This window comes from Massilia sp. METH4 (genome assembly GCF_037094685.1).
Classification (GTDB): Bacteria; Pseudomonadota; Gammaproteobacteria; order Burkholderiales; family Burkholderiaceae_D; genus Rugamonas.
Map to the genome: position 1 here is coordinate 207,524 of NZ_CP146614.1, position 21,802 is coordinate 229,325.

Annotated in this window: 21 protein-coding genes; 7 read left to right on the forward strand and 14 right to left on the reverse strand. The window is 66.0% G+C overall.

The genetic code is table 11. The annotated features are described in order from the left end of the window. Positions 1 to 82 precede the first annotated feature (82 nt). A complete protein-coding gene (locus tag V6Z91_RS01000) occupies positions 83 to 1,984 on the reverse strand; it encodes a chemotaxis protein CheA (RefSeq protein ID WP_338765448.1) in 1,902 nt (633 codons plus the stop codon). Beyond that, positions 1,984 to 2,823 (reverse strand): protein phosphatase CheZ, encoded by an 840-nt coding sequence (locus V6Z91_RS01005; protein WP_338765450.1) that lies wholly within the window; start codon positions 2,821 to 2,823, stop codon positions 1,984 to 1,986. The genes V6Z91_RS01000 and V6Z91_RS01005 overlap by 1 nt, the downstream gene beginning before the upstream one ends. A gap of 341 nt (positions 2,824 to 3,164) precedes the next feature. On the opposite strand from V6Z91_RS01005, the gene V6Z91_RS01010 reads away from it, so the two are divergent. The 6 genes from V6Z91_RS01010 to V6Z91_RS01035 all read left to right on the forward strand — a co-directional run bounded on the left by V6Z91_RS01010 (position 3,165) and on the right by V6Z91_RS01035 (position 7,500). Next, positions 3,165 to 3,632: a universal stress protein gene (locus V6Z91_RS01010; RefSeq protein ID WP_338765452.1), complete on the forward strand. Its 468-nt coding sequence runs from the start codon at positions 3,165 to 3,167 to the stop codon at positions 3,630 to 3,632. 91 nt (positions 3,633 to 3,723) lie between these two features. Then, entirely contained in the window at positions 3,724 to 4,368 is a 645-nt protein-coding gene (locus V6Z91_RS01015) for a response regulator transcription factor (RefSeq protein ID WP_131144470.1), read from the forward strand. 393 nt (positions 4,369 to 4,761) lie between these two features. Continuing rightward, positions 4,762 to 5,565, forward strand: a complete 804-nt coding sequence (locus tag V6Z91_RS01020) for a helix-turn-helix domain-containing protein (RefSeq protein ID WP_338772137.1) — start codon at positions 4,762 to 4,764, stop codon at positions 5,563 to 5,565. 206 nt (positions 5,566 to 5,771) lie between these two features. Further along, complete coding sequence (hemP, locus tag V6Z91_RS01025; protein WP_338765456.1) at positions 5,772 to 5,948, forward strand: hemin uptake protein HemP; 177 nt, start codon at positions 5,772 to 5,774, stop codon at positions 5,946 to 5,948. Positions 5,949 to 5,998: 50 nt separating this feature from the next. Continuing rightward, positions 5,999 to 6,328: a hypothetical protein gene (locus tag V6Z91_RS01030; RefSeq protein WP_338765458.1), complete on the forward strand. Its 330-nt coding sequence runs from the start codon at positions 5,999 to 6,001 to the stop codon at positions 6,326 to 6,328. A gap of 2 nt (positions 6,329 to 6,330) precedes the next feature. Beyond that, the gene (locus V6Z91_RS01035) at positions 6,331 to 7,500 is read left to right on the forward strand and encodes a DUF2325 domain-containing protein (protein ID WP_338765460.1); all 1,170 of its coding nucleotides are present in this window, start codon (positions 6,331 to 6,333) and stop codon (positions 7,498 to 7,500) included. Between the two features lie 225 nt (positions 7,501 to 7,725). Here V6Z91_RS01035 and V6Z91_RS01040 read toward each other — a convergent pair whose 3' ends face one another. Genes V6Z91_RS01040 through V6Z91_RS01060 form a run of 5 tightly spaced genes read right to left on the reverse strand, consistent with a single transcriptional unit; the run spans position 7,726 to position 12,119 of the window. Continuing rightward, positions 7,726 to 9,075 carry a sulfite reductase subunit alpha gene (locus V6Z91_RS01040; protein WP_338765463.1) on the reverse strand — a complete coding sequence of 450 codons (1,350 nt, stop codon included), beginning with the start codon at positions 9,073 to 9,075 and terminating at the stop codon, positions 7,726 to 7,728. Further along, positions 9,072 to 10,091, reverse strand: coding sequence for an FAD:protein FMN transferase (locus V6Z91_RS01045; protein ID WP_338765466.1), 1,020 nt, complete (start codon positions 10,089 to 10,091; stop codon positions 9,072 to 9,074). Before V6Z91_RS01045 ends, V6Z91_RS01040 begins: the two co-directional genes overlap by 4 nt. Continuing rightward, entirely contained in the window at positions 10,091 to 10,927 is an 837-nt protein-coding gene (locus V6Z91_RS01050) for a DUF4198 domain-containing protein (RefSeq protein WP_338765469.1), read from the reverse strand. Before V6Z91_RS01050 ends, V6Z91_RS01045 begins: the two co-directional genes overlap by 1 nt. A 10-nt stretch (positions 10,928 to 10,937) precedes the next feature. Further along, a complete protein-coding gene (locus tag V6Z91_RS01055; RefSeq protein ID WP_338765472.1) occupies positions 10,938 to 11,453 on the reverse strand; it encodes a DUF2271 domain-containing protein in 516 nt (171 codons plus the stop codon). A gap of 15 nt (positions 11,454 to 11,468) precedes the next feature. Next, the gene (locus V6Z91_RS01060) at positions 11,469 to 12,119 is read right to left on the reverse strand and encodes a PepSY-associated TM helix domain-containing protein (RefSeq protein WP_338765475.1); all 651 of its coding nucleotides are present in this window, start codon (positions 12,117 to 12,119) and stop codon (positions 11,469 to 11,471) included. A 199-nt stretch (positions 12,120 to 12,318) separates the two neighbouring features. Between V6Z91_RS01060 and V6Z91_RS01065 the strand changes: the two genes are divergently transcribed. After that, on the forward strand, positions 12,319 to 12,816 hold the full coding sequence (locus V6Z91_RS01065) for a pyridoxamine 5'-phosphate oxidase family protein (protein WP_338765479.1): 498 nt from the start codon (positions 12,319 to 12,321) through the stop codon (positions 12,814 to 12,816). 107 nt (positions 12,817 to 12,923) lie between these two features. Here V6Z91_RS01065 and V6Z91_RS01070 read toward each other — a convergent pair whose 3' ends face one another. From V6Z91_RS01070 to V6Z91_RS01100, 7 genes are all read right to left on the reverse strand, one after another. Continuing rightward, positions 12,924 to 13,190: a hypothetical protein gene (locus tag V6Z91_RS01070; protein WP_338765482.1), complete on the reverse strand. Its 267-nt coding sequence runs from the start codon at positions 13,188 to 13,190 to the stop codon at positions 12,924 to 12,926. Between the two features lie 32 nt (positions 13,191 to 13,222). Then, positions 13,223 to 13,534, reverse strand: a complete 312-nt coding sequence (locus V6Z91_RS01075; protein ID WP_338765484.1) for a KGG domain-containing protein — start codon at positions 13,532 to 13,534, stop codon at positions 13,223 to 13,225. 194 nt (positions 13,535 to 13,728) lie between these two features. After that, a complete protein-coding gene (gene pdeM / locus V6Z91_RS01080) occupies positions 13,729 to 14,412 on the reverse strand; it encodes a ligase-associated DNA damage response endonuclease PdeM (protein ID WP_338765487.1) in 684 nt (227 codons plus the stop codon). Next, a complete protein-coding gene (locus tag V6Z91_RS01085) occupies positions 14,409 to 16,856 on the reverse strand; it encodes a ligase-associated DNA damage response DEXH box helicase (protein WP_338765490.1) in 2,448 nt (815 codons plus the stop codon). The genes pdeM and V6Z91_RS01085 overlap by 4 nt, the downstream gene beginning before the upstream one ends. Beyond that, positions 16,853 to 18,487 carry an ATP-dependent DNA ligase gene (locus tag V6Z91_RS01090; RefSeq protein ID WP_338765493.1) on the reverse strand — a complete coding sequence of 545 codons (1,635 nt, stop codon included), beginning with the start codon at positions 18,485 to 18,487 and terminating at the stop codon, positions 16,853 to 16,855. Before V6Z91_RS01090 ends, V6Z91_RS01085 begins: the two co-directional genes overlap by 4 nt. Next, complete coding sequence (locus tag V6Z91_RS01095; RefSeq protein WP_338765496.1) at positions 18,480 to 19,643, reverse strand: ligase-associated DNA damage response exonuclease; 1,164 nt, start codon at positions 19,641 to 19,643, stop codon at positions 18,480 to 18,482. The genes V6Z91_RS01090 and V6Z91_RS01095 overlap by 8 nt, the downstream gene beginning before the upstream one ends. A gap of 356 nt (positions 19,644 to 19,999) precedes the next feature. Next, positions 20,000 to 21,718, reverse strand: a complete 1,719-nt coding sequence (locus V6Z91_RS01100; RefSeq protein WP_338765498.1) for an ATP-dependent DNA helicase RecQ — start codon at positions 21,716 to 21,718, stop codon at positions 20,000 to 20,002. Between the last annotated feature and the right edge of the window lie 84 nt (positions 21,719 to 21,802).

A 21,802-nucleotide genomic window follows, 5' to 3' on the forward strand; every position in this document is an offset into this window, starting at 1 on the left:
CCAGCAATATTTTAGTTTAGAAAGCAAAAAAGCCTGCGATTGCGGTCGCAGGCTTTTCGGGGTGACTTGCTTGGCAAACCGCTTATGCTGCCATGCGCACGCTGCTCCTGCAACCATCCATCAGGAACGATAGGCCCACGACGAGCACCAGCTCGCCTTCGGCCGAGCGCGCGGTACCGGTCACGCCTTCCACGGTCAGCGCGGTCATCGGCTTGATCACCAGGTCGGCGGTGCCATCGACGGCGCCCACGGCGAGGATGTATGGCTGCGGTGCATTGATGACGATGCCCACGCGCTCGGTGGACAGCTCGTAGCCCAGCGCATTCGCCAGCGAGCGTACCGGCAGCGGACGGCCCTGATCCTTCATCACGGGGGCGCCGCCCACCTCGTTGAAGGTTTCCGGCAGCTCCACCACGCGTTCGACGACGGCCATCGGCAGCGCCAGCAGCGCGCCGGAGGTCGATACCAGCATGGTCGGCACGATCGACAGTTCGATCGGCAGGCGGATCGCGAACTTGGTGCCCTTGCCCAGCGCGGAGTCGATGTGGATCGCGCCACGGTTCTTTTCCACGGCGGTCTTCACCACGTCCATGCCCACGCCGCGGCCGGACACCGACGACGCCACTTCCTTCGTCGAGAAGCCCGGCAGGAATACCAGCTGGTAGGACTCTTCGTCCGTCATGCTGGCGGTCGGCGAGATCAGGCCCTTTTCGCCCGCCTTGCGGCGCAGCGCGACCGGGTCCATGCCCTTGCCGTCGTCCTGCAGCACGATCATTACGCTGTTGGCTTCCTGCCACGCTTTCAGCAGGATCGTTGCCTTGGGGTTCTTGCCGGCGGCAACGCGCGCATCCGGGCCTTCCACGCCGTGGTCCAGCGCATTGCGCAGCATGTGCACGAGAGGATCGTACAGGCTGTCGACGACGACGCGGTCCACTTCCGTTTCCGCGCCCTCGATCACCAGTTCGACTTCCTTGCCCAGGTCCTTCGCCAGCTCGCGCACCAGGCGCGGGAACTTCTGGAACAGGCGGCCGACCGGCTGCATGCGGGTCGCCAGCGTGGCGCGCTGCAGTTCGGTGGAATAGCGCGAGGCGCGTTCCAGCGTTTCGGTCAGTGCCGACATCAACGTGGCCGCCTGGCCTTCGAACTTGAACTGTTGCAGGCGCTCCAGCAGCACGGCGGCCTGGTTGGCGGCCTGCACGGACTCGCCGGCCACTTCCAGGAGCGCGTCCAGCTTGACCGCGTCGATACGGATGCTTTCCTCTTTCACAGGCGCGGCATGGGCGGCCTTGTTTTCCTCGCGGCGCTCGACGCCGTCCCATTTCTTGCCGGACGCGGCGTCGGCGGAAGCGGCGGCGGGCGCCGGCGCTTCGGCAGCCGGTGCAACGGGCGCGGGAGCAGCGGCGGCGGCCACGGCAGCAGCAGCCGGCACGGCGGCCTGACGCTGGAACGTGCCCGGCGGCACTACCGCTTCGTACATCGATTCCCAGTCCAGGCCGTCGGCGGATGGCACGGGTGCAGCGACCGGCGTTGCCACAGGGGCCGGTGCCGGTGCCGGTGCCGGGGCGGGAGCAGCCTTCGCGGCCGGCTTGGCCGAGCTTTCCTTGCCACTGATGGCGTCCGTCAGGATCGCTTCCAGATCGGCCGGCATCGGGCCCAGGCTGTCCGGGGCAGCACCGTTATTCAGTTCAGCCAGCTGGTCGGCCACGAAGCCGGACGCCTGCAGCGCCGCCTCGATCGACAGCGGCGTGACCGGCGCGGCGCCGGTGCGCAGCGCGTCGAACAGGTTTTCCGTCAGGTGGCAGGCGGAAACGAGCGCGCCCAGGTTCATGAAGCCCGCGCCACCCTTGATGGTGTGGAACGAACGGAACACGGCGTTCAGCGTTTCCTTGTTGTCGGGGTCGCGTTCGAGGCGCAGCAGGTGCTCCTCGACATTGACCGCCAGGTCCATCGCCTCGACGACGAACTCCTTGAGCATATCGTCCATCAGAACCCCAGATCGGCAAGCAGATCGTCCACACTGTCCTGGTTCAGCGCCACCGACGGGGCCGAGGGGCCGCTCATCAGCTCGACTTCCAGGGCCTCTTTCTGCGCGATCTTCTCGCGCTTGTCAGCCGGGGCGTTGTCCTTCAACAGCTGCGCCAGTTCCTGCTCGACCGTCTTGGTGATCACGACCACCTTCTTGATCAGCTGGCCGGTGATATCCTGGAAGTCCTGTGCCATCATGATTTCCAGCAGGCGCGCCTTCTCGGCTTCCGTGGCTTCGGACACCGCCTGCGCGAACGCGCGCGAGTCGCCGGCCAGCGTCTTGAATTCTTCGATGCTGAGCTTGCCCGCGAACAGCGCGGCCCAGCGGTCTTCCATTTCCTTGGACTTCTTCGACAGCACGTCCTGTGCCGGCATGCCATCGTCCAGCGTGTTCAACACCTTGTTGGCAGCCTGCTCGGTCAGCGAGGCCACGTATTCCAGGCGGTCCTGCGCGTCGACGATCTGCGACGACGCTTCGGTCAGCGCCTTGTCGTAACCCAGTTCGCGCAGCGAGTCGTGCAACAGGCGCACGATGCCGCCCAGGCGTTCGAACATCGTGCCATCGTGCTGGCCTTCCTCGGCGGCCGGCGCGTGGGCCGGCTGGACGGCCGCGGGCGCGGCGGCGGGTGCCGCGGGCTCGCTTCGGGTCGAGGCGATTTCGTCGAACAGACTTTCCAGGTCGTCTTCAGCTGCGGCGGCGGCCGGCGCGGGCGCCGGGGCCGGTGCCGGGGTGGCGTTGGCACGCTGCGCGGACACTTCCTCGAATAATGCGTCGAAATCATCAGCGGCGTCGGTCATTTCCCTGCTTCTCCATATCAAAAAATGCTTTCGTATCAACTGCCTATCTGTCGGTCATGATGACGTCCGGCAATATTAACGCACTTCCGCGAGTGTAGCAGGGGGTCGTCCGCTTGTTCAATCTCGGTTGGGGCAATCCTGTGCGGCAACAGCAAAAGCGGCGCTTTCTGTTGTATTTGGGTCGCCGCGTGCGAGCACATGTTTGTCTTGTACAAACATGGCCTGGGAGACAAGCTTGCGCCAAGCTCATCTCTCTATTGAGGAAGATCAAGTCTTTACAACCAGACAAGAGCGCGATTCGGGACTACAATGTGAGAGCGCATGCATTCTTGGGAGCGGGTATGTACCGGAAAATTCTGATTACTACAGACGGGTCCGCCGTGTCCCGCATGACTGCCTGCGCCGGCGTCTCGTTCGCCCAGCAGCTCGGCGCCGAAGTACTCGCATTGTTTGTCGCGCCTGAATATCAGTACCCCATCTACGTCGAGATCATTCCGCCCAGCTATCCCAGCGAGGAGGAATACCGCGCCGCGATGAGCCGGGCCGGCAGCGACCACGTGCAGTCGATCGTGACCTCGTGCGACAAGAAAGGCGTGCGCTGCGAAAGCATGACCGCCTTTTCCGAGAGCGCTGCGCTAAAGATCGTCGAGATCGCCGAACAGAAAGGTTGCGACCTGATCTTCATCGGCTCCCACGGCCGCAGCGGTTGGGGGCAATTATTGCTGGGCAGTGTTACCAACAAGGTACTCTCGCACTCGAAGATCCCGGTGCTCGTGCACCGCCTGCTGAAAGAACCCCTGCCGGATTGATGTTGCACTTGCACTTCAAGCTGCCCGATGGCGCCGATACGAAAAGGGCCATCGGAACGATTGGCAACACCGGAGTGTCACCGAACCACCCATGATCAGAATAGTCATCGCAGACGACCACACCATCATGCGCGAGGGCCTCAAGCGCATCCTCGACGGCGCCCCCGACATCGACATTGTCGGCGAGGCCGTCGATGGCTTTGAAGTATTGCGTCACGTGCGCCAGGGCGGCTTCGACCTGCTGCTGCTCGATTTGTCGATGCCTGGCCGCAGCGGCGTGGACCTGATTCGGCAGATTCGCAGCGAAGCGCCGAAATTGAATGTCCTGATCCTCACGATGCACGAAGAGGAACAGTATGCCGTACGCGCGATCCGCGCCGGCGCGCAGGGCTACCTCACGAAGGAAAGCGCCGGCACGCAACTCGTGGGCGCCATCCGCAAGGTCGCTTCCGGCCGGCCCTATATCAGCACCGAAGTGGCCGAACAGTTGGCGCTCAATATCATGATGCCCAACGAAAGCCTGTTGCATAAGCAGTTATCCGACCGCGAATTCGAGGTTTTCTCCTTGCTCGTATCCGGCAAGTCGATTACCGAGATCGCCAATAGCCTGCACCTGTCGGTAAAAACCGTCAGTACACATAAAACGCGAATCATGCAGAAAATGGGAATGAGCTCGCTGTCGGAAATGGTCCAATACGCAGTTGCGCACAAGCTACTGTCGCCGTTCAAATCCTGACCTGCCGCGGCCGGCACGGCACCCCACCCTCTCCACTCTGAAGAACGATATCTGCCGGTAGGAGTATTCCTACAGGTTGACGCTAGCTCCTACGAGCATATTCAGCGCATACCGATATCCATCCCCCACCCCGGTTGGCATACTGAAACCATTCCAAGCGAGTTGCTGCGTAGTTGCCCCATACCCACCACGGCGAGCAGCGATTGCAAACAATAACCGGTAGTTCAAAAAACCGGGCTTGGGTCCAGACTAGTTCCAAAGTAGTTTCGAAAGTCGTTTCGAGCAAAAACGATTTAAATCCGAACACACATGACCTGAAACCAGGAGATAAGCATGCTCCCCACGCAAATGTCCGAAGCCCGAGCCGCAGCCCAGGCCGCACCATCGCCCGCCATGGAGGCGGGCCGCCAGCGCCAGGGCCGCCTCTGGTCGAACCTGAAGGAAGTCTGCGACCTCCTGCATATCCCGGCGGCCTGCTCCGTCAACGCCGAAGAACTGTTGTTCCAGCACGTCCAGTTCAAGACCGGCCAGCGCATCCACACGATCGGCCAGCCATTCGATACGCTGTACATCGTCAATTCCGGCTTCCTGAAAACCGTCCTCATCGACGAGTTCGGCAACGAACAGGTGCTGAGCTTCCCGATGAAGGGCGACATGCTGGGCGTCGATGGCATCCACAGCCGCCATTACTCGTCCGAAGCCGTGGCCCTGTCCGATTGCGACCTGATCCTGCTGCCGTTCAAGAAGCTGACCGCGCTGGGCCGTGTGCACGTGGAACTGGAACACATGATGTATGGCGTGATGAGCCGCGAACTGGTGCGCGAACAGGCAATGATCGGCATGCTGGGTGCGCTGAGCGCCGAAGCCCGTGTTGCACGTTTCCTCGTCTCGCTGGCCGACCGCTTCGCGCAGATGGGCTATTCGAGCAAGTTGTTCAATCTGCGCATGACGCGCCATGAAATCGGCAGCTACCTGGGCCTGACCCTGGAAACCGTGAGCCGCACCTTGTCCGCCTTCAATGAAATCGGCCTGATCACGGTCGACCAGCGCACGATCGGCATCAAGGATCCGGATGCGCTGAAAACGCTGCGCCGCCTGCCGCCTTCCCGCTCGCGCAGCAAGTCGCCGTCGCGTAACAAGGCGGCCACCGCCGAAGCCGCGCCCACGCCGCCTGTGCAACTCGTGGCCGCCGTTTGATCGCACTGCCGACTGACGCGCCGCGATAGCGAATGCGGCGCGCCGGCACCTTCTCTTACCCAGCTTGGGCCCGCTTCGGCGGGCCTTTTTTTCGTGGCGGCCGCGCATGGCGATTTCTGCATGGGTTCGCCAAAAAACACTTGCATTTCCGGCAGGGGTGACCAATAATGCAAATGCGAATCATTCTTATTTAAGGCCAAATGACCATGCAGACCCAAGCCAACCAAACCAAGCCGGCGCCTGCTCCCCGGCAGCCCGCTCCCGTTCGCCGGCTCACCACCGCTGGCCTGATGCAGGACCAGCGCGAAGTCGAAATCGAGCACGCGGGCCGCATCTACCGTTTGCGCATCACGCAGCTGAACAAGCTGATCCTTACCGCCTGAACTTCATTCCAGCCAGCCGCCGCCAGCTGCATAGTTTCGTGGAGAGTCCGATGGCTATCGACCATACCGATCCGATCTACCTGGCGCCCGCGACCGGCGGGCAGCAGCCGGAGCTGATGCTGTCCGCCGTGCTGCACCTGATGTCCCACTATACGGCCGACGGGAAGGGCTGCGTGAAGCTCGCGTCCGTCATCGAGCGCCACTTGAAGGCGCTGGCCACGCTGCCCGGGCTGTCGCCCGTGCTGGCCGCCACGTGCCAGCATTTGTCCGAACAATGGGCCGGCGTCGTCGAGCGCTCGCTGCCGCCGCCGCAGAAGAAGGACGACGGTTTCCTTTCCCGCCTGATGGCCCGTGGCCGCACGGCGCCCCAGGCGGTGTGACCATGTGCGACAAGCACGCGGCCATGCCGCCGCAGGAAGCGCAAACGTCGCGCCGGCGCCGTATCTGGGAACTGGGCCATACGTGCCACTGTCCGCTGGTTGGTGTCTCGCTGCCGCTCGCCACCTTGCGCAAGCTGGTCGGCAAGGTCACCGCCGGCAAGGTGATCGCGGACGATTACGAAATCCACGTCGGCGCCGTCAGTGAATGCGGCACGCGCAACCGGCTGTCCGAAGCCTTGCAGAAGGAACTGGAACGGCGCTATGCAACCATCATCGCGCGCTTTCGTGCGGCGCGCACCGCCGAGGCGGTGGCCGAGCTGTGGCAGGCCGCGGTGGCGGGCGGCGACGTGGCCGGCGCCTTCTGGGCGGGCCTGACCCATCCGCGTTGCGTGCCCGAACTGGAAGAACGCATGTGCCGCGACCTGCACATGATCCAGCACCAGGCCGGCGCCTGCGCCCGGGCCGACATCAACCGCTTCAACGCGGTGGTCGAGGAAAACGGCCAGCTGGCGCGGGAACTGGCGAAGGTGCAGCAACGCAGCGCCGCCGTGCAGATCGAGCGCACGGCGGAACAGGAGCGCCATGCGAGCGCGCTGATGCAACTGCGCGCGCAACTGGTGAGCCGCGACAGCACCATCGACGCCCTGCGCCAGGAACTCGAGCAATTGCGTAACACGGTACCGGACCTGCCGGCGCGCGAGCGGCTGATGCAAAGGCTGGAACAAAGCGACGAGCGCGAGCGGCTGCTGCGCGAGCAGGTTGCCGAACTGCGCCGCGAACTGGGCCAGGCCCAGGCCCAGGCACCCGTGCGCGACGAGGAGCCGCCACGGCCCGAGCCGGTCGAACACGTGATCCGCATGCCGATCCGCCTAGCCGAACGCAGCATCCTGTGCGTGGGCGGCCGCAGCGGCAACGTCGCGTCGTACCGCACGCTGATCGAGCGCGCCGGCGCCCAGTTCGCCCACCACGACGGCGGCCTGGAAGACAATGCCGGCAAGCTCGAAGCCAGCCTTGCCGCCGCCGACCTGGTGATCTGCCAGACAGGCTGCATCAGCCACAGCGCCTACTGGCGCGTGAAGGACTTCTGCAAGCGCACCGGCAAGCGCTGCGTATTCATCGACAACCCGAGCATCTCCAGCCTGCAGCGCGGGCTCGAGGAGCTGGCCCCCTGATACCTCTCGTCCGCATTCTCCGCGGAACTCCCTCGGCCCCGCTCACGCGGGGCTTTTTTTTTCCCACACAAAGTGTTGTAAAAATTCGGGGACTGTCCCTGTTGTTCAGAAGCGACGCTGGTGGAGCCAGTTTTTCCTGGAACCGGGGCCGACCCGCTCGTGGCAAATATTTCCGGAAAAAAGGGGACAGTCCCCTGTTGTTGGGGGACGACAGCGTGGGAGGCGTCAGTAGACGTCGCGCCGGTAGCGGCCTTCGGCGGCGAGCGCATCGACGGTGGCGGTGCCGAGCAGGTCGCGCAGGGCGCGGTCGACGCCGCCGGCCATGCCTTCCAGGCTGCCGCAGACGTAGATGGCGGCGCCGTCCGCGATCCACGCGCGCAGCGTGGCGGCGGCCGGTGGCAGCAGATCCTGCACGTAAAGGCGCTCGGCGCCGTCGCGCGAGAACGCCAGGTCGAGGCGCTCCAGCATGCCCTGCGCCTGCCAGGCCGCCAGTTCGTCGCCGTAATGCAGGTCGTGCGCGCGCTGGCGCTCGCCGAACAGCAGCCAGTTGCGTTCCTGCCCGGCCGCGATGCGGGCGCGCAGGTGGCCACGCAAGCCGGCGATGCCGCTGCCGTTGCCGATCAGGATCAAGGGCCGGCTTGCATTGCCTTCCAGCCGGAAGCGGCGGTGCTGGCGCAGCCGCAGCGGCACCAGCGCGCCCACCTCCGCTTCCTCGCACAGCCAGCCCGATGCGACACCGGTGCTGCCATCGTCATGCCGGTGCAGGCGCACCAGCAGGTGGACACGGCCGTCGCCCGGCACCGAGGCGATCGAGAATTCGCGCGGCTGGTCCGGCTGCCGGGGAGGCACCACCTGCACCAGGTCGCCCGACTGCCACGGCGGCAACGGCCCCGCGGCCGGTTCCAGCTCGAGGTGGCAGACCGGGGCACCAGCGCTGCCCGGATTCAGCACCCGGCGTTGCGCCAGCCGCCAGGGCGTGAAGGCCGGCGCTTCCCAGTCCGGCGCGTCGCTGGTGCCGGCCAGGTGCGACAGGTGCTGGCGCCACGGCGCCAAGTCGGCCGTCGCGCCCCGGTCCACGTCCACGCGGGGGAACAGCGGCTGCGCGCCCTGCGCTGCCAGCCAGCGGTCGAGCGCGCGGCCGAAGCCGCAGAAGTGGGCATAGCTGCTGTCGCCCAGCGCCAGCACTCCATAGTGCAGCTGCGCCAGCGGCAGCGAGCGTGTCATCAGTTTGCCGGCAAACGCGGCGCCGCCGTCGGGCGCATCGCCTTCGCCATACGTGCTGGCAATGAACAGCGCCCGCTCGGCGCCTTGCAGGGTGGCGGCATTCACGTCGCCCAGCTCCATCACCCGCACGCCGATGCCGGCCAGCCGCAGCGTGGCCGCGGTCTGCTGCGCCAGTTCCTCGCCATTGCCGGTCTGGCTGGCGTACGCGACGATCCAGCCGGCCGGGTCGGCCACCCCGGCCGCGGCGCGTTTGCGGCGCAAGCGCAGCCACGGCAGGAAACAGGTGATGCCATAGGCGGCGAAGCAGGCGGCGGTCAGCGCCAGCCGGGTGGTGTCGTTTGTGAGGATCATGCTTGGTCGAGCATCGCCCGCATGTGCGAGCTCAGGTATTCAACGAGGCCATCGGGCGTGCGCACCACGAAACGGGCCGCGATGCCGCGCCGTTCGGCCAGGGCCAGGCCTTCCACCGGGCCCAGCACGGTCAGTGCGGTCGACCAGGCATCGCACGCCATGCAGCTGGCGTCCACCACGGTCACCGAGGCGAGGCCATTATCGATCGGCAGGCCGGTCCGGGGATCGATCGTGTGCGGACGGCGCTGGCCGTCGTGCAGGAAAAAGCGGCGGTAATCGCCGGACGTGGCCACCGCCAGCCCGTGCAGGGCGGCCACGATGGCATCGTGCGCGCCACCGTCATCGACCTCTTCCAGCGCCACCCACCAGGGCTGGCCATCCGGTTTCACGCCGGCCCCGCGCAGTTCTCCCCCTACTTCGACGAGGTAGTCGCGGATGCCCTGCCCTTCCAGCCAGCGCGCCAGGCAATCGACGCCATAACCCTTGGCCACGGCGGACAGGTCGAGCTGCACGCCACCCGGCTGGAACGCACTGCGGCTGACGGGATCGAGGCGCACGCGCGGCATATCCCGCGGCCGTAGCGCGGCCTGCACGGCTTGCTGCGTGGGCGGCGCAAACCCCGGTTCGTCATGACGGTTGACGGGGCCGAAGCCCCACAGGTTGACCAGCGCCCCCGCACAGGGATCGCAGGCGCCGCCGGTATCGCGGCACACGTCCAGCGCATACGCCAGCACCTGGAAGAAGGCCGGCGGCAGCACCTGCCAGGTGCCGGCCGGCGCGCGGTTGAAGCGGCCCAGGTCGGAACCCGGTTCCCAGTGGCTCATCTGCGCCACCACTTCGTCCAACCGCGCCTGCAAGCCTTCAGCCAGATCCTGCGCGGCGGGCGCCTGCGCCACGCGCGCCGACCAGGTGGTACCCATGCTGAGGCCGCGATACTCGCGCACGGTTGCCCCCGCGGGGGGCGGCTCGGACGAGATCGCGTGCGGCAGCAGAGTTCGGCGCAACTGCGGGCGCATTACTCGGGCAGCACTTCCACCGTGGCCGCGTAGCTCACGCGGCGTGCCGGCGGCTGCTGCGGCTGGCCCTGTGCCTGGCCTTGTGCTTGACCCTGCGGCGGCGCTGGCCAGCTGGCCGTGGCCAGGTACATGCCTGCGGCCGGGATCGTGAACGTGATCTCGCCCTTGGCATCGGTTGCGAAGCGCACTTCGTTCAACGTGCCGCGATAGCGCACGCCGCCCGGAATCAGGCTGAACGGCAGGTTGGCGGCCGGTTTGCCGTCGAGCAGGAAGCGCCACGTGGCCTTCTCGCCCGCACGCATCTCGGTCGGGTTCGTCACCGGCACCAGTTCCAGGCCATTGCCGCTCGGCTTCAGCACGGCGTTGCTCGGCTCGTTGGCCGTCACGAAAGTCTCGATGCGGCTGTTCGTGCGCGTCACCTTCAGCTCTTGCGCATCGGCCGGCACTTCCTTGGACAGGTTCGCTTCCAGGCCGCGCCAGCGCTTCGTCTCGCCATTCACCTTGTAGCTGGCGAACACGTTCGTGTTCACCAGGGCGATCTTGTAGGTGCCGTTCTTCGCCATCTTCACGTCGAAGGAATTGCGCAGCTTGCCGTTGGCCACGTTTTCCGGTTGCAGCGTCGCGCCATCCGGCCCGGTGATCGTCAAGCCATCGAGCTTGAGCGGCACGTGGTCGATGTCGAACAAGCCTTCCGAGATGGCGGCGTCGACCGTTACCCACGCCTCGCGGTCGTTCTCGACGAACGTCGACGACGGCAGGATCCAGGGCTTGTGCGCGTGGGCGCTGAAGGCGGCGCCAGCCAGTGCCAGCGCGATCAGGGTTTTTTGCATATTCATCGTTTTCTCCTTATGGCTTGACCTGCACCACCACATTGCCCAGTTCTTCCTTGCCCTTGGCGGAGAACTCCTTGGCGCCCTTCGGCGGCCAGGCCACCGGCACCTTCACCAACTCGCGGCCGCCGGCTTCGCGGGCAGCTTCGACCACCACCGTGTACTGGCCGGCCGGCAGCTTGGCCAGCGCATCCTTGGCGGCCGGGAATGTCAGCGTATGCTCGCCCGGCGCGCGCGTGGCGCCGGAAACGCCGTCGACCGGCATGGCCAGGTCGCGGCCCGACTTGCGCCACCACTGGCGCATGTCCTTCAGCCACTTCTCGCCGGCCTTGTCCTTCTTCTTGATGTCGTACAGCACCGCCAGGTTCGTCACCACCTTCTGGTCGGCGTTTTCCAGCCACGCGGCGATGTACGGCTTGTGGTATTCGGCCACGTTCAACTGCGGGATATCGAGCTTCAGGGCCAGGTCGGCCGCCATCGCCTGCGCACCGGCCAGGGGCATGGCGAGCGCGATGGAATAGCTTAATTTCATGGTTTGCCTTTTTTATTAATGGATGAACAACAAAGCGATGACGATGGGCACCAGCATGCCCAGTCCGACCACGGGCCAGGTCGATGGCCGGTTGGCCGCATGGAATTTCAGGATCAGGAAACCGGTGATGCAAAAGACCAGGCAGATGACGGCGAAGATATCGATGAACCAGTTCCATGCGGTGCCGGTGTTGCGGCCCTTGTGCACATCGTTCAGCCAGGAGATCCAGCCGCGGTCGGTGTTCTCGAATTCGGCGGCACCGTCCTCGAAGCCGATGCGCACCCAGGCGTCGCCGCCCGCCTTCGGCATCGGCAGATACACCTCGTCGACCGACCATTCGGCTTCGCGGCCGCCGGCTTTTACCGACCAGGTATCGAGCAGCCAGCGCTCGGCCGTCTCGGGCAACGGCGCCTTTTCGCCGTCGCGCTGCTCGCCGAACGCCTTGAGTTGGGCCACCAGCGCGGCGGGCGCCTCGGCCTGCTTGCGCACGACGACCGGCTTGGCCTCGATCTGCGCGGCGTGGTTCAACGTGATGCCGGTGATACTGAACAGGAACATGCCGAGCAGGCACAGCGCCGAGGAAATCCAATGCCACTGGTGCAATTGCTTCAACCAGACGGCCCGGCTGGCGCTCTTCGCCGCCGCCTGCGTTTCCTTGTTACTCAAATTTTCCCCGATAGCATCTTGTATTAATCAGTAGATGATAATGATTATCATTTGGAGCGTCAACCGACGGCAGCCCGGCTGTTACAAACGAAACAAATCTCCGCGGACCGCCGGGGGGCTAAGTACGCCAGCGTACAGATGTACCAGCCGTTGCGGCTTACCCTCGTTGCTTGTACTGGACAATTTGAAAGGATGCACCATGACCACATTCACAACCGAGGAATTGCACGAGTTGCGCGACCGTATCAAGGACGTGAAGTTCGGCATGTTAACGACGCAGGACGCATCGGGCTTGCTGACGAGCCGCCCCCTGACCACCCAGCAGCTCGATGACGAAGGCAGCATCTGGTTCTTCGTCTCGGACCAGGAAGCGTTCACCCTTGAACTGGTGGACAACCCGTCGGTCAATGTGTCGTTCGCCGATGTCGGCGACCACCTGTACGTCTCCGTCTCGGGCCGCGCCGAACTGCTGCGCGACCGCGCCAAGGCGGAAGAACTGTGGAATCCGGCGGTGAAGGCCTGGTTCCCGCAAGGATTGGACGATCCGCATCTGGCCCTGCTGCGCGTGCGCGTGCAGGCGGCGGAATATTGGGACACCGCCAACAGCAAGATGGTCACGCTGTTCGCGATGGCGAAAGCCGCCATCACCGGCAAGCCGCCGACCAATGTGGGCGAACACCGCCACCTGGGGCACTGAAAGGAAGGCGCTGCTCGTCGCGGGCAGCGCACACGAAAGGCGCTGTCTCCCGCGCCTGTAGTCAGCCTGTAGCCAAGCAAAAACCCCGGCGCGTGGCCGGGGCATCGTCATACGCCGGAACTGGCTTCCGGTCCTGGGGCACCGCCTTCGGTACCCGGTGGATTCGCGCCCTGGCGGGACGAGTGGTCGCCGCCCTGTCGTGAACCCTGTGAACCCTGGTCCGCTCCCTGGCGGTTGCCGGGAATGGGCTTGTCCAGGCGGCGTACTTCCGTCTCGGGCAGGTCGACATTGCCGATGCCGGGGTGCTCGGTATCGACCAGAACGAACGTATCTTCGCTGTTTTTGTTCTTGCGGGAGGTGTCAGGTGGAGTCATGCAATTCTCCTGCGCCTGTTCCTGCGGTGGGATCAGCCCTGGCGATTGTCGTTGCGGGTGTCGTTTTGTCCGGCCTGGTTGCCCTGGTCGCTGTTGGCGTTCGAGCGCGCGGCGCTCTGGCGGTTGCCGTTCTTGTGGCTCATGGCCCCGGCGCGGCGTGCCTCTTCCGAGGTGAACTCGTGGGCGGTGCCCTTGGCGTGCGCGGCGCGGCCGCCTTCGGAAGCGATTTCACGCTGCCGCTGGGGGTCCATCGACGCGAAGCCGCGGTTGCGGGTCGTGCTTTGCTTGTTGCCTTGTCCTTCGCCTTGTCGATTGCCTCGATTGTTACCCTGATTTGAAGCCATGATGGATTCTCCTGAAGTGACGCATTGGGGGAACGTTGACGTGGGTGCAGTGAGGAAGGCTCCCGTGCCCGAGCGGGATACCGACCAGCGACGATCTTTGTAATAACGTTCGGGCAACAGGAGACTTCATGGTAGTGGAAGCACTGAACAGCAAATATAGGACGGCTACATGTCTACCTGTAGGAGAATGCCTACTAAAGACTTATCGAGTGGATATCGTCATCGGCCACGAGAAAAAACCGCTCGCCCGGCCCCGGTTCGACCGGATGCCCGCCAGTGAACGCGCCGAACGACGGCAGGATCGCGCGCCGCACGCCGACGGCGAAACAGGGCAGCCGCAAGCTCTCGCGGCGCCCGGCCAGGCGGTACACGGGATGCACATGGCCCGCCAGCACATAGCCGTCACCCACCTGTTCATCGGGCAGGTCAGGGTGGTGGCAAAACGCGAACGGGCCGATCCGGTGCGGCTCGTCGACCAGGTCGATCCGCAGCAGGCGCGACGGGTCGCCCGCATGCCGGTCGTGGTTGCCGCGCACCAGCGTCAGCGCCAGCGTGGGGTGGCGCTCGCGCCATGCCAGCATCGCCTGCAGCGTGGCGCTGGCATGCGCCGCCCGCGCGTGCAGGAAGTCGCCCAGGAACAGGATGTGCCCGGTATCGTGGGCCGCCAGCAACGCGTCCAGGCCCGCCAGGTTTTCGCTCGTGGTGCCGCGCGGCACCGGCACGCCGAGCGCGCGAAACGAGGCGGCCTTGCCGAAGTGAATGTCGGCCACCACCAGCATGCGCGCCCGTGGCCAGTACAGGGCCTTCTGCGGCAGCAGCGCTACCTGCTCCCCGGCCAGTTCGATCGCCTTGCCCCCGTTCGCCGCCGCTTCCTTCATGGCCCGGCCGCCTTCTCCAGTTCGCGCAGCACGCGCACCACGCGGTCCGACAGCTTTTCGGTACTGAGTTTTTCGCGGAAGCGTTCCACCATCAGTGCGAAGCCGAATGGCGTCGCCCGCTTCGTCTCATGGTAGCTGACGGCGCGGGACTGCAATTGCTCCAGCGTGGCGCGCAGGCGCTTCAGTTCCAGCTCCTGCTCCAGCACTTCGCGCTGGGCCTGCGTCAGCAGCAGGTTGCCCGCGTCATGCTTGCGGAACACTTCGAAGAACAGCGATGACGATGCCTGCAATTGCCGGTTGCTTTTCGGCTGCCCCGGGTAACCCTGGAAGATCAGTCCGGCAATGCGGGCGATCTCCCGGAAGCGCCGCTGCGACAGCTCGGTGGCGTTCAGGCTGGCCAGCACGTCTTCCAGCAAGCCTTCCGTCGTGAACAGGCCCACGTCCCGCCCCGCGCTGGCGGCGAACACGTCCGGCCAAGGAATGTCTTCCGGCGCCAGCAATTCGAAGCCGTAGTCGTTGACGGCGATCGAAAACGTGGCCGGCCGCATGCGCCCCACCCGATAGGACAGCAGCGAAGCCAGCCCGATGTGCACCGAACGCCCGGCGAACGGATACATGAACAGGTGATGTCCCTCGCGGCTGTGCACGCTTTCGATGACGGTGCGCTGCGGCGTCGGCAATGCCGACCAGCGCGCCTGGATTTCCAGCAAGGGCCGCACCGCTTCCATCTCCGGGCCCCGGTAGATGCCTTCCGTGGCCAGCCGCATCTGTTCCAGCGCGGCGTGCGCCAGTTCCGACGACATCGGCATCTTGCCGCCCTGCCAGCGCGGCACCGCGCCCTTCGCGCCCGTGGCGCGCTTCACATAGGCCGTCATCTCGTGCACGCGGATGAATTCGAGGATGCGCCCGCCGAACAGGAAGTGGTCGCCCTTGTTCAGCCGGGCGATAAACCCTTCCTCGACGGTGCCGATCCGCCCGCCGCTCTGGAACTTCACCTGGATCATGGCCTCCGAGACGATGGTGCCGATGCCCATCCGGTGCCGCCGCCCAATGGCCGCGTCCGGCACGCGGTAGACGCCCTCCTCGTCCGGCAGCACGCGCCGGTATTCCGGATATACGGTCAGGCTCTGCCCGCCACGGGCCACGAAATCGAGCGCCCATTGCCATTCCTCCGGCGTCAGGTCGCGGTAGGACCAGGCCGTGCGCACTTCCTCGTACAGCGCCTCGGAACGGAAGCCGCCGCCCAGCGCCACGGTCACCAGGTGCTGCACGAGCACGTCGAGCGGCTTGTCCGGCACGGGGCGCGATTCGATGTCGCGGTCCTTCACGGCCTGGATGGCGGCCGCCGCTTCCAGCAATTCCAGGCTTTGCGTGGGCACCAGGGTCACCCGCGACACGCGCCCGGGGGCATGGCCGGAGCGGCCGGCCCGTTGCAACAGGCGGGCGATGCCCTTGGCGCTGCCGATCTGCAATACCCGCTCGACGGGCAGGAAGTCGACGCCCAGGTCGAGGCTCGACGTGCACACCACGGCCTTGAGCTGCCCTTTCTTCAAGCCCAGCTCGACCCAGTCGCGCACTTCCTTGTCCAGCGAGCCGTGGTGCAGCGCGATCAGGCCGGCCCAGTCGGGCCGCGCATCGAGCATGTTCTGGTACCACAGCTCGGCCTGCGAGCGGGTGTTGCAGAACACCAGCGTGGTGGCGTGCCGCTCGATTTCGCCGATCACGGGCCCCAGCATCTGGATGCCCAGGTGGCCGGCCCACGGAAAGCGCGACGGATTCGCCGGAATCAGCGTGTCGACGACGATTTCCTTGCGCAGGCTGCCCTCGACGATCGTGCCGGGCAGTTCGGGCCCCAGCAGCACTTCCCGGGCCCGTTGCAGGTTTCCCAGCGTGGCGGACAGGCCCCACACGACGAGGCTCGGATTCCAGCGCCGCAGCCGCGCCAGCGCGAGCTGCGCCTGCACGCCCCGCTTGTTGCCCATCAGTTCGTGCCATTCGTCGACGATCACCATGTCCAGCAGCGAGAACTGTTCCTGCGCGTCGGCCTTCGACAGCATCAGCGACAGGCTTTCCGGCGTCGTCACCAGCGCGTCGGGCAAGCGTTTCGCCTGCCGCGCCCGGGCGGCCGACGAGGTATCGCCGGTGCGCGCGTCGATGCTCCACCCCGGCATCAGGTCCGCCGCCGATTCGCCAAGCGCCCGCAACGTGTCGGCGGCGAGCGCCCGCATCGGCGTCAGCCACAGCACCCGCAAGCCCGCCTTCCGGCGTTGCGGCGCGGCCATGGCCCGCAGCAGCGCGGCGAACCACACGGCATAGGTCTTGCCCGAACCCGTGGTGGCGTGCAGCATGCCCGACTCCCCGGCCAGCGCGGCATCCCACACCGCGCGCTGGAACGGGAAGACCGTCCAGCCACGCGCGGCGAACCAGTCGTCGACCGCCGTCATGCGCCCGATGCCTGCGCCAGCAAGCCTTGCAGCATGTCGAGCGTGTCCGCCTCCTCCACGGCCTTGTCGTCGCGCCGCCGCAGGATGCGCGGGAAGCGCACGGCGATGCCCGACTTGTGGCGCGGCGAAGCCTGGATGCCTTCGAAGCCGATCTCGAACACCATCGTCGGCCGCACGTGGCGCACGGGGCCGAAGCGCTCGACCGTGGTGCGGCGCACCGCATTGTCCACCTGGGCGATCTCGGCATCCGTGAGGCCGGAATACGCCTTCGCGAACGGTACCAGCTGGCGGCCGCCATTGCCGTCGCTGGCCCACACCGCGAACGTGTAATCCGTGTACAGCGAGGCGCGGCGGCCATGGCCGGCCTGGGCGTAGATCAGCACCGCATCCACGCTGTAGGGGTCGATCTTCCATTTCCACCACGTGCCCACGTCCTTCGTGCGCCCCACGCCATATTGCGCCTCCTTGGCCTTGAGCATCATGCCCTCGACACCGCGCCCGCGCGATTCTTCGCGGATCGTCGCCAGTTCTTCCCAGCTCTGCGCCTCCACCAGTGGCGACAGGCGCAGTTGCGGCACGTTCATCTCCGCCACCAGCTGCTCGAGCAGGGTGCGGCGTTCGCACTGGGGCAGCTTGCGCAAATCGACGCCATCGCGCTCAAGCAGGTCGTAGGCCACCAGCACGGCCGGATACTCGGCCAGGAACTTGGGCGACAGCGATTTGCGGCCGATGCGCTTTTGCAGGTCGGCGAACGGCGCCGGTGAATCGCCGTCCCGCCAGACCAGGATTTCACCGTCGACTACCGTGCCATCAGGGAGGCGCAGCGCGGCCAGTTCGGGAAAGCGCTCGGTGATCAGGTCTTCGCCGCGCGACCATACCCAGCTGCCGCCCCGGTTGACGATCTGTGCGCGCATGCCGTCGTACTTCCATTCGACCTGCCAGCGATCGAGCTCGCCCAGCGTGGCCGGATCGGCATTGAGCTGGTGCGCCAGGAAAAATGGGTACGGCTGGCCGCCCCGCTGCGCATGCTCGTCCGGCGACTCCTGCGCGATCAGTTGCAGGAAACCTTTCGCGGTCGGCCGCACGCTGCCGTCGGTCCAGCCCATCAGGCGCTGGGCGATCAGCTTCGCATCGACGGCGGCAATGCCGGACAGGGCGCGCGTCACGAGCAGCTTGGACACCCCCACGCGAAAGCCCCCGCCGATCAGCTTCACGAGCAGGAAGCGCTCACGGGTTTCCAGCTCGTCCCAGTACTGGAACAGCGCGGCGCGGATGGTTTCCGGCGCGGCGCCCCGCAGCGGCGCGATGCGCTGCTCGATCCATTCGGCCAGGCCGATGTCGCTGCGCTGTTTCGGCTCCGGGAGGATGTGGGCGATGGTCTCGGCCAGGTCGCCCACCGCGTTGTAGCACTCGTCGAACAGCCATTCGTCGAGCATCGCGTATTCGGTCGCGTATTGCCGCAGCAATTTCACGGGAATGGCCTGCCGCGGCTTGCCGCCGGCCAGGAAATACACGGCCCACGCGGCGTTCTCGGGCGCGGCATGGCTGAAGTAGCTCTTCAGCGCCTCGAGCTTGCGGTTGGTGGCGGTGGTCTCGTCCAGCTCCGCGTACAGGCGCGCGAATTCACGCATCGGCGTCCTCCTCCCCGTCGGCCGTGGACCGGTCGGCGGTACCGGCGGCGCGGGCCGCTTCCGCCTTCTCCGGCACGGCCCAGCGCTTGGCGTCCGGGTGGGGATCGGGCGGGACCACGGGCTGCGCCTTCACGCCATCCGCAGCCGGCCCGGCGGCCGCCGCATCCTCGGCCTCGTCGTCGCCGTATTCGGTATCGAAGCCCTTGGCGTCGTAGCCGTTCTGGCACAGCCAGCGCACCATGATCGGGATCGAGCCGTGCGTGACCACCACGCGCTCGGCGCCGGTGGCCTTGATGGCGGACATCAGCCCCGGCCAGTCGGCGTGATCGGACAGCACGAAGCCGCGGTCGACGCCGCGCCGGCGCCGCGCACCGCGCAGCAGCATCCAGCCGCTGGCGAAGGCGTCGGAAAAGTCGCCGAAACGGCGCACCCAGGGCGAGCCGCCGGCCGAGGGCGGTGCGATGACGATCGCGCGCTTCAGGTCGGCCTTGTCCACCTCGCTGACCATGCGCGTTTCCGGCAGCGGCACGCCTGCCTCGCGGTACACGCGGTTCAGCGGCTCGACGGCGCCATGGCAGACGATGGGCCCGATCGACGGGTCGAGGCCCGAGAGGATGCGCTGCGCCTTGCCGAACGCATAGCACAGCATCAGGCTGGCGCGCCCCTGCTCGGCGTTGCGGCGCCACCAGGCGTTGATGTCGTCGAAAATCTGCTGTTGCGGTTCCCAGCGGTAGATCGGCAGGCCGAACGTGGATTCGGTGATGAAGGTATGGCAGCGCACCGGTTCGAACGGCGCGCAAGTGGCGTCGCCCTCCACCTTGTAGTCGCCGGAAGCGACCCAGACTTCGCCGCCGCATTCCATGCGCACCTGGCTCGAGCCCAGCACGTGGCCGGCCGGATGCAGCGAGATGCGCACGCCGTTGTGCTCGACCGTCTCGCCGTACTGCAAGCCCTGCACGGCAATGTCGCCAAGGCGCGACTTGAGGATGCCCACGCCGCCTTCGGCCGCCAGATAGTGGCCGTGGCCCACGCGGGCATGGTCGCCATGGCCATGGGTGATGACGGCACGGTCGACGGGCCGCCAAGGATCGATATAGAAATCTCCCGGCACGCAGTACAGCCCTTCCCTGCGCACCACGACCATGTCCCCGGCCATAAAGTGCTCCTCCTTATAGCCATTCTAGCCAGCGGAAGGTTGGTGATCTGTCCGCCAGCGCACAGTGTCGCACGGGCAAACTTCTGGGCGGGTCGATTCCGGGTCAAGCCATTTCACCCGCTGCAAAGCAGGGGTCAGCGAGGTATGCCCGCCTGCGGGCCAGCATCGCTGCGCGGGCAAGGAGCGGTGCTCCTTGAATTCCGGGCTATGCGCCGCCGGGGTGCAGCAGGGGTTTCGCGGAGCATGCTCCGCGCCTGGGAAACGGTGCAGGCATGCATGCCTGCACTCCTCTCTGGCCCCGGCTCTTCGCTGTCGGGGTTACATCATGCGAAGCCGGCGTTTCAACCGCAGCGCCCTCAAACCGGCTGCACGAACTCCGCCATGAAGGTCTTGGTCGTATTTTCCGGGAACTCGATGGTGATCTGGTCGCCGGCCACCGCGAGCACGGTGCCGATATCGAACTTCGGCACCTTCACCTGGCTGCCCACGGTAAACGCGGGGGGCTGTGGCGCGACCGGTTCGGGAGGGTCCTCGAACAGCGGCTCCTCATCCTCGATCGGTTGCACCGCGGGGGGCGATACGCAGTTGTCGCAGCAGCCGCACGACCAGCCGGCGGCCTTGCGCCCTTCCGTCTCGTCGCCGAAGTAGTCGAGCAGCAGCTTCCAGCGGCAGTAGCCGCTCTGGGCATACGCCACCATCTGCTCCAGCGACTCGTGGTCGCGCTCCTGCTTTTGCTCGTAGACCGTAGCCAGTTGCGCGAAGTCGGCCGCTTTCGCGTCGCGGTTCGTCAGCAACCAGTCGAGCTTGCGGTTCTGGCGCAGCAGCTTGCCATCCTTCAGCAACTTCAGGCACACCTTCAGCTGCGCATCGGGGATGTCGGCCACCGCCTCGCAGATCACGGACGACTGGCAAGGTACCCGTGCCGCCGCCGCTTCATACACCTCGCGCAATTCCTGTGCGGTCGGGTAATGCTTGACGAGGAAGAATTGCTGCAGGCGCTTGTCGTCCTGGAAATACAGCAGCGTGCATTCGGCCCGTTCGCCGTCGCGCCCCGCCCGGCCCGATTCCTGGTAATACGCTTCCAGGTTGGCCGGCACCTGCAGGTGGATCACGAAGCGGGTATCGCTCTTGTCGATGCCCATGCCGAAGGCATTGGTGGCCACCATCACGCGCCGCTCGCCCGCCATGAACAGGTCCTGGTTTTCCTTGCGCTCCTTTGCCGGCAGGCGGCCGTGGTACAGCGCCACGCTTTCGCCGGCCTGTTCGAGCGCGGCGTGCATTTCCTCGGCCGCCTTGACGGTGGCCGCGTACACGATGCCGACACCGGCCGTTTCGCGCACGAGGCGCAGCGCCTCGGCCGTTTTCTCGGCGGGATTGGTGACCTGGATGACGCGGTAATGCAGGTTGGGCCGGAACACGCCCGTGTTGATCACGTTCATGCGCCGCGCACCCAGTTGCTGGGAGATATCCTCGATCACCGCCTCGGTCGCCGTGGCCGTGAGCGCCAGCACGGGGGGCTGGCCGAGGGCCCGCAATGCGGCGCCGATCTCCAGGTAGGCCGGACGGAAATCATGGCCCCACTGCGAAATGCAATGCGCTTCGTCCACCACCAGCAGCGAGATGTGGGTTTCCTGCAGCACCTCGATGAATTCCGGGGTAACCAGGCGCTCGGGTGTGCAGAACACGATGCGGCTGTGGTGGTTGCGGATGCTCTCGAGCGCGTCCAGCTCTTCCTGGCGCGACAGGCTGCTGTTGAGCTGCGCCGCGCCGATGCCGATTTCCTCCAGCTTTTCCAGCTGGTCCTTCATCAGCGAGATCAGCGGCGATACCACCACCGTGGTGCCCTTGAAGATCGAGGCGGGAATCTGGTAACACAGCGACTTGCCGCCGCCGGTAGGCATGATGGCCAGCGTGTCGCGCCCTTCGAGCACGCTGTCGATCACGTGCTGCTGGCCGGCGCGCAGCGCGTCGACGCCGAAGACGTTGTGGAGCAGGTTGCGAATGCGCCGCGTGAGCGCCGCACCCGCCCGTTGCGCGCCGCGTTGTTCGCTGGCGCTCAGGTTTCTCGTTACCATGTTCTCTTCCAATGAGGTGCGCCGTGGCGTCCGTGGACTGTCGTAAGAACACGATAGTTCGCTTACTGACCAGCCGCCATAGGA

Bases quoted from the DNA above. Each gene is read 5' to 3' on its own strand.
- V6Z91_RS01000 (WP_338765448.1), bottom strand. From the start codon at position 1,984: ATGGACGATATGCTCAAGGAGTTCGTCGTCGAGGCGATGGACCTGGCG.
- V6Z91_RS01005 (WP_338765450.1), bottom strand. From the start codon at position 2,823: ATGACCGACGCCGCTGATGATTTCGACGCATTATTCGAGGAAGTGTCC.
- V6Z91_RS01010 (WP_338765452.1), top strand. From the start codon at position 3,165: ATGTACCGGAAAATTCTGATTACTACAGACGGGTCCGCCGTGTCCCGC.
- V6Z91_RS01015 (WP_131144470.1), top strand. From the start codon at position 3,724: ATGATCAGAATAGTCATCGCAGACGACCACACCATCATGCGCGAGGGC.
- V6Z91_RS01020 (WP_338772137.1), top strand. From the start codon at position 4,762: ATGGAGGCGGGCCGCCAGCGCCAGGGCCGCCTCTGGTCGAACCTGAAG.
- hemP (WP_338765456.1), top strand. From the start codon at position 5,772: ATGCAGACCCAAGCCAACCAAACCAAGCCGGCGCCTGCTCCCCGGCAG.
- V6Z91_RS01030 (WP_338765458.1), top strand. From the start codon at position 5,999: ATGGCTATCGACCATACCGATCCGATCTACCTGGCGCCCGCGACCGGC.
- V6Z91_RS01035 (WP_338765460.1), top strand. From the start codon at position 6,331: ATGTGCGACAAGCACGCGGCCATGCCGCCGCAGGAAGCGCAAACGTCG.
- V6Z91_RS01040 (WP_338765463.1), bottom strand. From the start codon at position 9,075: ATGATCCTCACAAACGACACCACCCGGCTGGCGCTGACCGCCGCCTGC.
- V6Z91_RS01045 (WP_338765466.1), bottom strand. From the start codon at position 10,091: ATGCGCCCGCAGTTGCGCCGAACTCTGCTGCCGCACGCGATCTCGTCC.
- V6Z91_RS01050 (WP_338765469.1), bottom strand. From the start codon at position 10,927: ATGAATATGCAAAAAACCCTGATCGCGCTGGCACTGGCTGGCGCCGCC.
- V6Z91_RS01055 (WP_338765472.1), bottom strand. From the start codon at position 11,453: ATGAAATTAAGCTATTCCATCGCGCTCGCCATGCCCCTGGCCGGTGCG.
- V6Z91_RS01065 (WP_338765479.1), top strand. From the start codon at position 12,319: ATGACCACATTCACAACCGAGGAATTGCACGAGTTGCGCGACCGTATC.
- V6Z91_RS01070 (WP_338765482.1), bottom strand. From the start codon at position 13,190: ATGACTCCACCTGACACCTCCCGCAAGAACAAAAACAGCGAAGATACG.
- V6Z91_RS01075 (WP_338765484.1), bottom strand. From the start codon at position 13,534: ATGGCTTCAAATCAGGGTAACAATCGAGGCAATCGACAAGGCGAAGGA.
- pdeM (WP_338765487.1), bottom strand. From the start codon at position 14,412: ATGAAGGAAGCGGCGGCGAACGGGGGCAAGGCGATCGAACTGGCCGGG.
- V6Z91_RS01085 (WP_338765490.1), bottom strand. From the start codon at position 16,856: ATGACGGCGGTCGACGACTGGTTCGCCGCGCGTGGCTGGACGGTCTTC.
- V6Z91_RS01090 (WP_338765493.1), bottom strand. From the start codon at position 18,487: ATGCGTGAATTCGCGCGCCTGTACGCGGAGCTGGACGAGACCACCGCC.
- V6Z91_RS01095 (WP_338765496.1), bottom strand. From the start codon at position 19,643: ATGGCCGGGGACATGGTCGTGGTGCGCAGGGAAGGGCTGTACTGCGTG.
- V6Z91_RS01100 (WP_338765498.1), bottom strand. From the start codon at position 21,718: ATGGTAACGAGAAACCTGAGCGCCAGCGAACAACGCGGCGCGCAACGG.